Origin of the sequence: Wolbachia endosymbiont (group A) of Rhinocyllus conicus (genome assembly GCF_947250775.1) — a bacterium.
Taxonomy (GTDB): domain Bacteria; phylum Pseudomonadota; class Alphaproteobacteria; order Rickettsiales; family Anaplasmataceae; genus Wolbachia.
The window spans coordinates 1453795-1468567 of the sequence record NZ_OX366349.1 but is presented as its reverse complement, the minus strand read 5'-3'; the positions used below and the strand labels follow the sequence as shown (position 1 = coordinate 1468567).

Below are 14773 nucleotides of genomic sequence, written 5' to 3'. Positions count from 1 at the left end.
AAGTTATCAAGCTAACTTTTTACATAAAAAAACAATTGATGAACTTGGGAACAAGAAGATTGCTGCCAAGCTACAAACTATGCCTCTCTGTGTAATCTTTAAACGAACCTCTGTTAGAGTCAAAATATAGCTTCACACTGCCAATTGGCCCATTTCTCTGCTTTGCAATAACAAGCTCTGCAATATTTCTAATTTTTTCCATTTTTTCTTGCCACTCTCGATGTTTATTGCTTCCTTCACTTGGTTGCTTTCTCAATTCATAATATTCCTCTCTATAGAGGAACATCACTATATCTGCATCCTGCTCTATGCTTCCTGAATCACGCAAATCAGAAAGTTGTGGTTTTTTGTCGTCTCTCTGCTCAACAGAACGAGAGAGCTGAGATAGTGCAACAACGGGAATATTCAGCTCTTTTGCAATTGCTTTCAAACCCTGCGTCACTTCCGAGATTTCTTGTACTCTATTTTCATTACTTCTTTTTGTTGTTCCTCTGATTAGCTGCAAATAATCAATGAATACCACTTCTACATTATATAATTGATACAGCAAGCGTATTCTGGTGCGAAGGGCACTAATTGATAGCGCAGGGGTGTCATCTATGATGAAAGGCAGTTCAGATAATTCTGTACTAGCATTGATAAATTCATGCAATTCAAAATCACTAATTCTCCCGGTTAATGCCTTATAATAACTAATCCCTGAATCTATAGTGATCAGCCTTGCGGTTAATTGTTCTGCTGACATTTCAAGTGAGAAAAACGCTACATAGTGTTGTTTATCTGCTCTTTTTTGCAACATCTTACAAGCATTAAGTGCGATGTTTAGCGCCAGTGCTGTCTTACCCATAGAAGGCCTTGCAGCTAAAATTAATAAATCAGATTTTTGTAGGCCACCAAGAAGCTGATTTAGATCTTGAAGTCCGGTTGTAACGCCCAGCGCTTCTGGATTATTTTTCAGTGTGCTGATCTTCTCAACTACGTCTTTAATTGAACTTGCAAGTTTTATATATGTTTTCTCACCTTGTTTTTTTACTGCTAAGTTGAACAATTTTGTCATTGCTTGTTCAATTTGCGCCTGTGCAGGATTTTCAATATCGTAGTTGTAGCTATCACCAACTATTTCTTGCCCGAGCTTAATTAAACATCTCCTTAAGTAAGTATCACGGATTATTCTAGTCAAACTATAGATATCAAGTGCAATACTTGCCTTTGCTGCAAGCTTTGCTAAGTACTCTACCCCACCACACTCGGTAAACGCTTGGTCGTTCTCAAAAAACATTTTGAGGCTTAGTTCATTGGCAACTATACCGTGTTTCCTGGTTTTGGATATTTGCGTAAAAATACTTTGATGTAATGGATCATAGAAATTTTCTGCTGTGATTGTGTCTTCAACTGCATCACAGATTCTATTATCACGAATCATTGCACCAATAAGCATCTGTTCAGCTTCTAAATTATGCGGTAATTTACATATTTCCTTATCTACACTTCTTGAACTGAGGAGACTAGCTAATTCATTCATTTTAAGTTTTGAGAGTAACTGTTGATTATTGTAGAATATTTAGTCCTCATTTGAAAGACATATAAAATTTGACTAATTCCGTGTTGCCTATAGCATTAAAACTTAATGCCCCTGTGGTGGAATGGTAGACACGGCAGACTCAAAATCTGTTGCTTGCAAAAGCATGCTGGTTCAAGTCCGGCCAGGGGCACGTTAAATATTGGAAAGTATATATATGTTACATAAATTTTTTAATCGTTTATTTTCTATTTTTTCTTCTATAAATGTTATTCAAAAGGTAAAGAAAGATGAAAATGGGATATGTTATGTAACAGGACTTAGGCGCTATATATCAGTATTGCTTGATTTGATTATTATCGTTTTGTTCTTGCAGTTTTGCAGCCAAGCCTTAAATAAGCTCTTTATGAACTCAGAGGATAGCAAAATATTAAGTCAAATTGCTGCAAAATACCAAATGCAAGCGCCACTGTCTGCAGAAGAAAAGACAACGCAGAGTAGACTTATAAAATTACAAATCCTAAATCAAATAGTCCAATGCATTATGCTCTTTTGCTATGTAACATATATGTGGGTAAGGTTTGCTGCTACACCTGGAAAACTATTACTTGGGCTTAGAGTTGTGGATGCACAAACTTTCGAAAAGATGACCCTAAGACAAGCAACAAAGAGATTTTTTTCCTTTATATTGTCAGCTGCACCATTATTCTTGGGCTTTTTATGGTCAAATTTCAACAAACGCTGTCAAACTTGGCACGACAAGATCGCAGGCACAGTGGTTGTCACGAGTAAAAGCCTTAGAAGGCAGAACTAAAAACTAAAGAGCTCAAATGAAAGAAGGTAAACCCTAAAGTATACATTTAGTAGCGCTTTCTATGAGAGAAATCGTATTATCTATTCCATAAAGCTTTATGAAAGATCCCATTCTTGGACCGGTTTTTTGGCCAAGTAACGTTTCATATAATAGCTGAAACCAGTCACGTAAGTTGGTATAATCATATTTTTTTCCAATAGAAAATACCTGAGATTGAATTTCTTCAGCAGTAACAGTTGTAGATAGAGAATGTAAAGTGTCCTTCAAATCTAGTAACGCTTCTTTCTCTTTTGCATTTGGAGTTTTATATGATTTTGTTGGTTTGATAAAATCGTGGTAATACTTTACTGCAAAGTCTGAAAGTCTATCAAGCATTTTATTATTTTCTGGTGTGACGCTTGGTGCATAAGTGGATATAAAACCCCAGAGAATCTCTTTGTTTTCAGCGTTACAAGCCGCCGCTAGGTTTAAAAGTAGCGTAAAATTTATACCTGAAGTTTCTATACTGGGAACTTCACCTTGATGAATATGCCATGCAGGATTATTTATATCTTTTTCTTTACTCTCATTATAGCACCTTACAAACTCTAGATACTCATCGGTTGATTTTGGTATCACATCAAAATATAAACGTTTAGCTTTTTTAGGGCTCTGAAAAATGTACAATGCTAAACTCTCTGTTGGTGCGTAAGTTAGCCACTCTTCAATCGAAATGCCATTTCCTCTTGATTTTGATATTTTCTTTCCTTCTTTATCAAGGAAAAGCTCGTAGCAAAACAGAAGTGGTGGCTTTTCTCCAAGTATTTCACATATTTGACTTGAAAGCACAGCAGATGGAGTTAAATCTTTTCCGTGAGCTTCATAATTTACTCCAAATGCGGCCCACCTCATTCCCCAATCAGGTTTCCATTGCAGTTTACATTTTCCTTTTGTCACTGGAACTTCTATTTTTTCCCCGTTTGGGTCTTCATACGTGATTGTTCCTTTATCTGTATTTGTTTCAATTACTGGAACTTGTAAAACTTGGGAAGTCTTTGGGCATATCGGCAAGAATGGACTGTAAGTCTGCTGCCTTTCTTCCCGAAATGATGGAAGCATTACGTCCATCACTTTATCATAATTTTTCAGCAGGAGTAAAAGTTTTTCATCGTAAACGCCAGATTTATAACACTCTGTTGCACTCCTAAATTCGTATTCAAATTCAAACAAATCAAGAAATTTACACAACAACGAATTCATGTGATGACCATAACTCTCATGAGTGCCAAATGGATCGGGTATCATAGTCAATGGTTTATTTAAGTGCTCCCTTAGCATCTCTTGATTTGGCACATTATCTGGTATTTTTCGCAAACCATCCATATCATCTGAAACTGCAATGATTTTGGTTTTTATACCAGGAGCTATTTTTTTTAATGCATTTACAACAACTGTAGTGCGGAAAACCTCTCCAAAGGTTCCTATGTGGGGTAAACCAGAGGGTCCATAACCAGTTTCAAATATTATTTCTTTTTTATTAGGAAACTCTTGCAATATTTTTTCTGCTTCTTGAAATGGCCAACTTGTCATTATCTGGGTTAAATTATTAATCAATGTATCTTAACTTAAAGTGCTACTAGTTTCAATGGATTTTTAATATAATGATATAGTATTAGTGTTAGAGCTATTATTAGAAGGTTAAAGATATGTCCACAGGTAGTATACAAACAGATCAATTATTTAAAGGTCTTACAAGACCTGCAATGCTCTTTGGTGTGAGTTATATGTTTGCAATATTAAACGTCCTGATTTGCCTGCTAATTTTCATTAATTCAAATGATTTGAGAGTGATTCTCTTAATGTTACCAGGTATACATGGACTTGGCTATATAGCTTCTGCAAAAGAACCTTTGTTTATTGAATTATTTATGGTAAAATTAGGAAAGTGCTCGAAATGTTTAAATCGTTTTTATCATGGAGCCAATTCTTATGATATTGCTTAATGTTGTGTGATGCTGAGGTTTAGGGCTATTCAATCAAAGAGTAAATCTACTCTGAGCAGGGAAGTTCACGCTGCTGAATTTATTCCTTATTCTTGCTATTGGAATAGCACAACCTTGATGACAAAAGAAAATTGGTTGGTTAAGGTTATAAAATTAAGTGGCTTTGCATTTGAAACCGCCGATGACGAGGATTTAGTAATACAAAATAATATCAGGAATCAGATGCTCAGAAGCATTTCATCTCCGGCATTTAGTTTGTATTTTCATACTATCAGACGTAAAAAAAATATTTTTTCTGATGAATTTGCAAGTCAAGGTTTGCCGAATTTTTTCGCTAATCACGTAAATCTAAAATGGAGAGAAAAACACGCAACAAGGCAATCATTTATTAATGACCTATACATTACGATTATCCGTAGAGCAGACACAAAAGGAGTAGAATTTTTGTCATATCTACTAAAAAAATTCGGACATGTAGCTTCAAAACATGCTTGGGAAAGTGATATGCGTGCCACGTATGAAGATTTAGAGGAAACGACAAATCGTGTAGTGACAAGCCTTAGAAATTATTCGCCTAAAATTCTTGGAGTAAAAGAAACTCCAGATGGTTTGTTCTGCGAAATAATGGAGTTTCTATCTAGAATCGTAAATTGTGGCTTCGTTACAAATACGCTTTTTCCGCTAAGAACTGAAATATCAAGATACTTACCAGTACATAGGTTATTCTTTGGCCGTAAGATGATACAGGTTGTGACTCATAATGAGAGTAAATATGCTGGAGTGGTTAGTATCAAAGAATATGGAAATCATACTTCTGCAGGAATGCTTGATTCGTTTTTACAACTTCCTTACGAGTTTATAATTACGCAATCTTTTCAATTTATAAACAGGCAAATGGCGATTGGAAAAATGCAGATACAGCAAAATCGAATGATACAGTCTGCAGATAAAGCTATTTCTCAAATAGCAGAAATTTCTCAAGCGCTTGATGACGCAATGAGTGGTAAGATTGCATTTGGTCAACATCACCTGACTATTTTATGTATAGAAAAAAGTCCTAAATCATTGGATAACGCTCTGTCGTTGGTAGAATCAGAGCTTTCTAATTGCGGTGTTTACCCTGTCCGTGAGAGAGTTAACCTTGAACCAGCATTTTGGGCGCAAATTCCTGGTAATTTCGATTATATAGTGAGAAAAGCTACAATAAGTAGTCTTAATTTGGCTGGATTTGCATCTCAACATAATTATCCTACTGGTAATAAATTCAATAACCACTGGGGAGATGCCGTTACAGTTTTCGACACGACATCTGGTACTCCATTTTTTTTCAACTTTCATATAAGGGATGTTGGACACACTATGATAATTGGCCCAACTGGTGCTGGTAAAACTGTTTTAATGAATTTCTTATGTGCTCAAGCGATAAAATTTTCTCCAAGGATATTCTTTTTTGACAAAGATCGCGGTGCAGAGATTTTCTTAAGAGCACTTGGTGGTATCTATACTGTAATAGAACCAAGAACTAAAACAAATTTTAATCCTTTGCAACTTGATGACACCTCTGATAATAGAACATTTTTAATGGAGTGGATAAAGTCTTTAATTTCGGTATATAATGATAAATTTACTTCAGAAGATATTGCACGAATTAATGATGCAATTGAAGGAAATTTTAAATTAAGAAAAGAAGACAGGTTCTTGAGAAACCTTGTACCGTTTTTAGGACTTGCAGGTCCTGATACTCTAGCTGGGGCAATATCTATGTGGCATGATAATGGTTCTCATGCTGCAATATTTGACAATAAAGAAGATTTGCTAGATTTTTCACGAGCAAGAGTATTTGGTTTTGAGATGGCTAGCTTGCTCAAAGATCCTGTTGCCCTTGGACCAGTATTGATTTATTTATTTCATAGGATTAGTATATCTCTTGATGGCACTCCATCTATTATCGTTCTTGATGAGGCATGGGCATTAATAGATAATCCAGTTTTTGCACCCAAGATAAAAGACTGGTTGAAGGTACTGAGAAAACTAAATGCTTTTGTGATTTTTGCTACTCAGAGTGTTGAGGATGCAAGTAAAAGTGCTATTAGCGATACGCTTGTACAACAAACAGCGACACAGATTTTTTTACCAAATCTGAAAGCTACTAGTGTCTATCGGGATGTTTTTATGTTAACTGAACGTGAATATATATTAATTAAGCACACAGATCCGAGTACTAGATTCTTTTTGGTGAAACAAGGAGTTAATGCTGTGGTAGCTAGAATAGACTTAAAAGACTTAGATGATATAATCAACGTATTATCCGGACGTGCAGAAAGTGTTCTATTGTTACACGATATATTAAATGAAGTTGGGGACAACCCAAAAGTATGGTTGCCTATATTTTATCAGAAGGTAAAAAATGTTTAAGACTAAGCTGTCATTGCTATTAATTGCGATATTTTTACTAAATATAGACTTTTTACTCTCATATCCAGTGCTTGCAGATGGAGTAAGTGGTACTGACAAGACAGAATTTGTTAGCAGATTTAATTCCACTGGCAGCTTCAGTCGTGCCTCTAATCCTGATTGTGGGGCGTTTAAAACAGCTGCAGCACTTGCTGGAATAGCGATTGCTGTTGGCGCAATATTTACTGGCATCGTCTTAATCGTCTCTTCTGCTGGTTTGTTTACCGCTCTTGTTATTGTTGGAATGATAGCTGCAATTGTTGGAGTCTGGAAAGCAATAGGGGGGCTTGTTGTTTGTGAACATAGTTTTGTTAAACACCCAGTTGCACGTGGTCATGATGGAAAATACAAAAATTTTAAAGAAGACACAGGTTATAGTGGCTGCACCAATAAAAATTACCAAACAGAAGATGAATATTTTTCTTGTTTGCAAGATAAAGCTCGGGAAGACGTGAACAAAAAAGACTATGACGGGAAAAGAGCAGAAAAAGAAGCCTTAAATTCTAACGTTCAGGAGAGTACAGAAAGTTATTACTGGCCAAAAAACGGTGTGCAATACAGTGAATATATAGAAATATGTCATCGAAATCCTTTAACTTTTGGTAATCTTTTTAACAAGAAAGACTTTGATTCCAGAGAAAAACCTGGATACATAGACTTTGATGTAAGGGAAAAAGATACTGGATATGTAGATGGGTCATGGTCCCCGACGGTCGATGGTGAGCTGAAATGTAAAGTTCTTAAAGCTGGGCAAAGCGAAACCATACATGGGTCAACATTTAAAGCAGTAAGAAAAATGGGCAGGTTGTGTGTGGAGCTGGGAAGTGTGAGCATGCTTGGTATCGAAATGACTCCTTGGCCGCAAGGGGTTGATATGGGGTGCACGGAATTGCCACCTGACCCACTTGCTCCTATGTGTGAAAAATCTATGATGACATTCAAAAATAAAGATGGTACAGGAGAGGAAAAAGTTTCTATTGGTAATAATGATGACTATAAAACTATTATCAGATCTAAAGAAAAAGGACTCAACGGACAAGGGGGGAAAATTTTTGTAGGTTATGATAATGCTGGCTGTTTTAGCTCGTATGTCTCTAAAGCTTGCTATAATCAGGCAGGAAGTAAATCATTAGCTCCTATTCCCATCACTTCTATGATAGTGCAATGCATTAAGGAATCGTTAGATAATTTAGTTGCAGGTATTGATTCAAGTGGCAGCCCACTTAAAGATAAAGATGGACATAACAAGGGCAGTTTCTTATCTGTAGCACAAAAGAGGTTGAAAAACACTGTAACTGCTGTTTTGGTTTTAGCTTTAATACTGTTCTCTATAAAAGCTATGTCTGGTGGAGTTCGCAGCCCACAAGAAATGTACATGTTGATTATTAAATTCGCTTTAGTGATTTACTTCACAACAGGCAGTACCATGTCTCATTATTATGGAGAATTAACTCGTCTCTCAAATGGTTTGTCAGAAATGGTATTGAAAGCTTCATCTGAAAGTAAAGGAATATGTAATTATGAAGCTAATGATTATAAATATAGTACAGGAAATTATAGCTACCTTGCACCTTGGGATAGGCTTGATTGCAGAATTTTATTTTATTTAGGAGCACCTTTAGATGGAATCGGTGGCAAAATTGGTACTGGAGGTGTTGCAACGTTAGCAGTCTTGCTTGGTGCTGCTCCTGTCTTGTTAGTTGCAGGTTCGGTGATTGGTATTATTTTCGCTGGTGGACAAATTTTAGTAGCTCTTGTCTGTATATTTATGGCCGTTCTGATGATGATGGTTATTTTGTGGCTGTGCTATGTATTTATTTTATCTCTAGTTGCTTTAAGTGTAATTGTTATTCTATCACCTTTGTTTATTCCTATGGTTTTATTCCAACACACCAAAGGATATTTTGACGGCTGGGTGAAAGAGTTGATTACCTATAGCTTATACCCGGTTATCCTTTTTGCGTTTTTGTCCTTTATGTTCATAGCATGTGATAAAATCTATTTTAAAAATTTAAATTTTGAACTGGACGAGTCATATAAAAATGAACAACCGGACAAGTCATATGAAAAGAAACAAGCAGAAACCTCAGATAGTAAGAAAAAACAGTGGTTCAAATTGAAGGATGGTGAATGTGATAAAAATGAAACTACTCTTGCATGTATGATGCAAAATTATAGCTTTAAAAAGAGCAACATACTTGGTCTATTCTACTTTACATACATGGAGTTTGGCAGCTCTCTCATCGGAGAGTTATTAAAGTTGTGTCTAGTGTTATTCCTCTTTTACCACTTTTTAAACATTCTTCCTAACATGGCTGCTGAACTTGCTGGTAACCATAGAGCATTACTCGGTTCTGGTAGTACACCTGGACAAATGGTGGGCAAAGCTTTATCTGCTGCCAAAGCCGCTGCTGGAGGTGTTGGTCAAGCTGCTGCTGCGGCTGTCAAGAAGGCAAGAGGTGGTGCTGGTGGAGGAGGTGGAGATAGTGGTAAAGGTTCCAGCGAAAAGATTAACTAAGGTGGCGGTGATGCTAGTTAAGGTAAGTAACAGATGCTTAAACGTTTAAGTAACCAAAACTTGGGTAAGCTATGCATAAGTTTTGTGGTACTTTTTTTATTGTCTGGATGCGGGGAGGATCACTGTATTAAGCCAGAAAATTTATCAGGTTTGCGTGAAAAACTAGATATAGTGTCAACAGAGCAGAAGTGGGTTGATTCTGGTGTTTACATCTCAGATGGGATAAGAAGCGTAACAGAGATTAATATAGTGCCTAGTAAGGTTAATTTTTGTCCTAAGCAGTATGCAGATTTTGCAATTAGGCCTGGGAGAAATGACGTTACATTACCATTTGCACTTAAAAAAGACGATACGATAAGCTTTAGTGTTATTGGAAGTAAAGTGTGTAAAGATAAAGAGAGTGAGACAAAAATCAGGTATGTGAAAATCGATGAAAAGTGTAGCGAGCAAGAAACGGAACATTTTGCACATGTTTTAAATCAAGAAGGATGTCAGGATGGAATATGTCCTAATAAGTACATACGAAGCAATGAATACTGGCTGCATCAAAATGGAAAAGAATATCAGAGTCCAGATTTTTCAAGATCAGATCAAGATAAAAGAAGAAAGGAGATCGAAGATATTGTCAATTCTATAAAACAACAAGGAAAAGATATAGACTGCAGCTCGCTTTCAAGTAATCAAGCAAGCAAGATAGATACATATATCTTAGACCTAACCTGTAAATATGCATGCTTTCTTGATAATCGTGGAGAAAAGCTTTGTTTGCCTAGTCTTGCACAGAATGCTACAAAAAGCAATCTGGGTAAATCCATTAAAAGTGCTTTAAAGTCTGTTAGTAAAGAATCTGTTGGTGAGGCTATTAGTGACATTTTAAAGAATGCAGAAATAGAAACTGATGTTCAACACTTAAGTGTTTATATGGATGGTGTAAAGTTTAAAAATGCGCAAGATGGTGGTATATGTACTAGTTGTGACCATCAGATAAGTAAAAACCATGCAATAGGCTCAGAGTTGATTTTTGCGTTAGGTGATGGTGGTGGCAAGGGCGGTTACAACGTTAGGGTAACAAAAAACCATAGTCTGGAGAATAGCTTATATATAAGCGTCTCTGACAAACTTCCTGAACGTGAGCCTGACGAAACTCAGGGAGATATATCTGTGGATATTAGCCAAGTTCATGATACTGAGTACATGGAAGGCTTAAAAGAAAAGTTAAAAGACAAAACAGGCACCATATATTACGGAATAAGAGACCATGGCTGCGATTACAAAAATGAAGGTCAGTTTAGCATTAACCTAACAACTAAAGAGCCACCTACAAGAACTTTTAGTGCAATCTATAATTTTTTTGACGAAAAAGTAAAAACTGCATTTTTTGGTTCCAGCTATAAAGACTCCAACGCGATTCACTCTGATACTAGTCCTGTAAAGCATCTTTACGAAAGTTTTCTAAAATCAAGCAAAACAAACATCATTAGATCTACGATAATATCGCTGTTAGTATTATACATAATCTTATATACCCTTTACTACTTTTTTGGATTAACTCATATTTCTATATATGAGTTTCTAATTATATGCGTAAAGATAGGAGTTATTACCCAGCTGCTGCAGGACAACAGTTGGAATTTTTTTTATAACAATGCATTTTCTATTTTTATTAACACCCCAAAACAGTTAATAGAAATAGCAAATTTCAGAGGCACTACTTCAAATGTTTTTGAGTTTCTTGATTTGCCGTTAAATAGATTTCTGTCATCGCATTCAGTATTGTTAATAGTATCTCTTATATTTTCTGGCCCTTTGGGCATTGTATCTTTTTGCTTGGTGATTTGGGGTTTAATCACAGTGAGCTTATCTATTTTTAATGCCTTATTTTCTTTTATTACATCTATAGCAATAGTTGCGTTATTGCTTTCTTTAGCACCTATTTTTATTATTTGTCTTTTATTTGCGTATACTAGGCAGATGTTTCACAACTGGGTTAAAAATTTAGCAAGATTTGCGATTCATCCAGTAGTGCTTTTAATTTTTATATCACTGATAAGTCAGGTTATGGATTATATCATATATTCAGTATTTGATTTTGAAGTCTGCTCTACGTGTATACTTAGTATTAACCTAAAGATTTTTAACCCTTGTATCTTCTATGGTTATGCTTCCAAATATACACCTAATATTACCGCTATGATGGCTTTTGTTATTTTGGGACACGCTATGAAAGCTTTAGTTAAAGCTTCTTCGGCAATATCTGACTCGTTGTTTGGTGCTTATGTGCAAAACGAACCTGGAAAAGAATATCAACAAAGCTTAATGGGAACAGTAGGGTTAGATGAACAAAGCGTTCAAAGAAGAGGAGGAGGTACTTTTCAACAGTCAGGTGCGTCAAGACCTCAAATACCACAAGGGACTCAAAGGTCAACGCCTCAGATACCACAACCAGGAAGACAGCAATGATAAGTAAAAGATCACTATTATTGATACTGTGTCTTGCAATCACTGGTTGTACTATGGAGTGTGTTGAGCCTGGGTTGCAGAGCAGAAACACCAGCGTTAATGTGGATGTTCCAGTTCATAAAGCAGATGAAGGAGTTAAAATTCATTGGGTTGATTCTGGTCAGATAATTAGCAAGGGTGAGGAAATCAAATTCACCCTCGATGGATCAGTAAATTTTTGCCCTTTTAAAGAAGACAAAAATCCAAGGAAAGTACTTGTGCCAGCTAGCTTTTGTGCTGATGGCTCAGAACCAAATTATAGTAAAGCTGCAAATATTAACGATGTGCCTAATAATTATGGCGTAAATGAAAACGAATTGTGCGGCGGTAAAGAATTTGGCAGCAATAGACGTTATGTAGACACTGGAATAAAAGTAAGTCCTGGTGACAGGTTAAGCTTTAGCTTAGTTCCCAGAAAAATAACAATTGATTATGACAATCCAGAAGGGAAAGGCATCAATTTTGATGATAATTGTTATAAAGCTGTAGAAAATGACCGTAAGGAAACTGTATATAAGAAAGCTACAGTGAGTGAAGTACATCAGGGGGGAGAGTTTTTTTGTGATGGTAAAGATGGTACAAAAAATAAAATACAATTTTTACCTCTTGATAAAACAAAAGCAAAGGAAAGCAAAGTGCTAGTTGGCAATGGGTATACCCCATATGATAATAAGGTACATTTTAATAAAGGTTATATTGAAGACAACGAACCATGGGTATATGGTTCACTGCTCTATTTACGCCGCGCTAAAATAGGATTGAATGAGTTATGTGATGGAAAAGACTGTAGTCTTGATGAGAGAAAAAAGTACTCCTCCTATGAGCTCAACTGTTACCATCAAAATATATGCTATACTGAGAAGGGTATATGGAACTATGGTTCAGGTCAAGCAGGAGAACAAAACTGTGTCTCTTCTATAAGATACAAAAAATATGATAATGAAAACGGCAAATGTGATATGTATTCTCACCTTAGAGAGGTTGAAGACAAGCTTAAGAAGATTAAAGAAAACAAAGAGGATCCAAAGCAGATTAACATTAATTTGACATCAAACACTGAAGAAGATATTTCCTGGGCTGAGGCTCTTGTTGCAAAAATTGGTGATCTTGATAATCAAGGTACTGCTAAAGGTATGCAATGTCTTCCAGATAATGAAGTAGGTGCAAGAAAGGATAATGTGTGTTCGCAAATTAGTGATAATTTTAAGGATTTTTCTCTGAAATTAAATCATGACTATCCAATAGGAAGTGTAACACCTGGTAGCAGTGTGATGCTTGCCATTGCAGATTATGGTAATTATGGAGCTAATAGGGGTGGGTACCATGTTAAAGTGACTAGATCATGTGAATATATTAATGGCGAAAAACTGTATGTGTATTTGGGTGATAACCCACCTAAAGATTTGCATGGTGTAGGAACTAATGATTTCAAAGTGGTAAGAGAAAGAGTGGACGGAAAAGATGAGTACACCATATTAGATGTAATAAGCGGAGAACACTTTCAGAATGAAGAATCTAAGAAGATATATTTTGGTATTGATGTAAGCAACGTAGAGAAAGATGACATTACGGACAAAAATGGCAAATATTACGAAAATAATAAGTACACAGTAACTTTATTTGTCAAAAGAAAAATTAATGATTTTATTTCATCAAATATAAACAAGATATTTGGTTTTATGAAAAAAGAAGTAATTGGTGACAGCGTTAAAGATTCATACAAAGGATATGCAAGAGGTCTTCTTCAAGGAGTAAGAGCTTTGCTTACTCTATACGTTATATTTACTGTCGTTGGCTATATGCTTGGAACAATACAGCTAAGTAAATTTGATTTCATTGTAAGAATGTTCAAGATAGCATTTATAGCTTTTGCCTTTAGCGATAGAAGCTGGGAACTTTTTGGTACAACTTTATCCAGACTTTTTATAGATGGTAGCACTTATTTAGTTGATAGTTTTTCTGGCTATATAGGGGAAGGGGAGGAGAAATTTGCATTCTTAGACTTAACAGCAGGAGTATTATTCACAGCAGAAACTTGGTTAAAGTTTTTATCGTTGATGCTCTCTGGTCCTTTTGGCTTTATTGCATTTTTGGCAATACTCTACGCTACTTTTGCGTTTTTAAAATGCATTATTAGCGCTACGTTTAAATATGTAATATCTACTGTTCTAGTAGCGTTTTTACTGTCATTAACACCTTTGTTTATCGTGTTTATTTTATTTCAACAGACTAAACCCTTGTTTGATAACTGGATAAAAACGCTGGCTCACGTTGCAGTACAACCAGTTATTTTATTTTCATCTTTATCTCTTTTAAATCAGTTGATGTATTCAGTTCTATACAATCTCACAAATTTTTCTGCATGCTATCAATGTTTAATTAGCGTAAATTTCTTATCGTATGATCTGTGCTTGATGAAATCAATACTGCCTCTTGGATACAGTCCTGGCACTAATGTTGATGTTGCACTCAGTACCGGAGAAAGGGCTGGTGGGCACTTTGCAGCGTTGCCCATAGATCTGATCCAAGCATTTATGTACTTAATTATTGCTAATGCAATGGAAGCTTTTGTTACTATATCAGAAACTATGGCACAAGCACTATTCAGCTCTGGTTGGGGAGTTGCTGGCAGTGTTCGTCAAGTTGCCACAAGCGCATCACAAGCTATACTGTCAACTGTTGGCCTTGATAATAACACCCAAGGTATGATACAGAACATTAGGCAACAAGTGGGTAAAGATCGGACGGAAGTTGACGTGAAGGATAATTCCATGAGCCCTAAATCTGAAATACCAGAACAATCAGGTAAGCAAGAAGGTCCTGATAAAAAGGAGAGGGGGAGCTCTAAACCTGAAGCACCAAAACAATCAGGTCAGCAAAAAAATCCTGATGAAACAATAAGAAGTGATCCTAGTGATAAAGCTAAAAACAAGGAAGGAAATGGAGAGAAGTAAGATATGAATGATGTTATGGAGTAACTAATTAAA

At 35.9% G+C, this 14773-nt stretch carries 8 protein-coding genes and 1 tRNA gene; 7 read left to right on the top strand and 2 right to left on the bottom strand.

The features are described 5' to 3' along the window. Nucleotides 1-70 precede the first annotated feature (70 nt). A complete protein-coding gene (locus OOK92_RS07235; RefSeq protein ID WP_264735685.1) occupies nt 71-1522 on the bottom strand; it encodes a replicative DNA helicase in 1452 nt (483 codons plus the stop codon). Nucleotides 1523-1629: 107 nt separating this feature from the next. Between OOK92_RS07235 and OOK92_RS07230 the strand changes: the two genes are divergently transcribed. Next, nucleotides 1630-1712 (top strand) — tRNA-Leu (locus OOK92_RS07230). Between the two features lie 24 nt (nt 1713-1736). Next, nucleotides 1737-2333, top strand: a complete 597-nt coding sequence (locus OOK92_RS07225; RefSeq protein ID WP_253309168.1) for an RDD family protein — start codon at nt 1737-1739, stop codon at nt 2331-2333. A gap of 33 nt (nt 2334-2366) precedes the next feature. Here the strand turns inward: OOK92_RS07225 and OOK92_RS07220 are convergent, their stop codons facing one another. Next, entirely contained in the window at nt 2367-3902 is a 1536-nt protein-coding gene (locus OOK92_RS07220; RefSeq protein ID WP_264735684.1) for a lysine--tRNA ligase, read from the bottom strand. A gap of 116 nt (nt 3903-4018) precedes the next feature. Here OOK92_RS07220 and OOK92_RS07215 point away from each other — a divergent pair, with 116 nt between their 5' ends. From OOK92_RS07215 to OOK92_RS07195, 5 genes are read left to right on the top strand one after another with little or no spacing between them, the layout of a single operon-like run. After that, entirely contained in the window at nt 4019-4315 is a 297-nt protein-coding gene (locus OOK92_RS07215; RefSeq protein ID WP_253307377.1) for a type IV secretion system protein VirB3, read from the top strand. 9 nt (nt 4316-4324) lie between these two features. Continuing rightward, complete coding sequence (locus tag OOK92_RS07210) at nt 4325-6730, top strand: VirB4 family type IV secretion/conjugal transfer ATPase (protein WP_264736409.1); 2406 nt, start codon at nt 4325-4327, stop codon at nt 6728-6730. After that, nucleotides 6723-9287: a TrbL/VirB6 family protein gene (locus OOK92_RS07205; RefSeq protein WP_264735683.1), complete on the top strand. Its 2565-nt coding sequence runs from the start codon at nt 6723-6725 to the stop codon at nt 9285-9287. Before OOK92_RS07210 ends, OOK92_RS07205 begins: the two co-directional genes overlap by 8 nt. 33 nt (nt 9288-9320) lie before the next feature. Further along, nucleotides 9321-11747, top strand: coding sequence for a TrbL/VirB6 family protein (locus tag OOK92_RS07200; RefSeq protein WP_264735682.1), 2427 nt, complete (start codon nt 9321-9323; stop codon nt 11745-11747). Further along, nucleotides 11744-14740: a TrbL/VirB6 family protein gene (locus OOK92_RS07195; protein WP_264735681.1), complete on the top strand. Its 2997-nt coding sequence runs from the start codon at nt 11744-11746 to the stop codon at nt 14738-14740. Before OOK92_RS07200 ends, OOK92_RS07195 begins: the two co-directional genes overlap by 4 nt. The last annotated feature ends 33 nt before the right edge of the window (nt 14741-14773 follow it).

Coding starts and splice junctions, on each gene's coding strand:
- OOK92_RS07205 (WP_264735683.1), top strand. CDS start 6,723: ATGTTTAAGACTAAGCTGTCATTGCTATTAATTGCGATATTTTTACTA.
- OOK92_RS07235 (WP_264735685.1), bottom strand. CDS start 1,522: ATGAATGAATTAGCTAGTCTCCTCAGTTCAAGAAGTGTAGATAAGGAA.
- OOK92_RS07195 (WP_264735681.1), top strand. CDS start 11,744: ATGATAAGTAAAAGATCACTATTATTGATACTGTGTCTTGCAATCACT.
- OOK92_RS07225 (WP_253309168.1), top strand. CDS start 1,737: ATGTTACATAAATTTTTTAATCGTTTATTTTCTATTTTTTCTTCTATA.
- OOK92_RS07220 (WP_264735684.1), bottom strand. CDS start 3,902: ATGACAAGTTGGCCATTTCAAGAAGCAGAAAAAATATTGCAAGAGTTT.
- OOK92_RS07210 (WP_264736409.1), top strand. CDS start 4,325: ATGCTGAGGTTTAGGGCTATTCAATCAAAGAGTAAATCTACTCTGAGC.
- OOK92_RS07200 (WP_264735682.1), top strand. CDS start 9,321: ATGCTTAAACGTTTAAGTAACCAAAACTTGGGTAAGCTATGCATAAGT.
- OOK92_RS07215 (WP_253307377.1), top strand. CDS start 4,019: ATGTCCACAGGTAGTATACAAACAGATCAATTATTTAAAGGTCTTACA.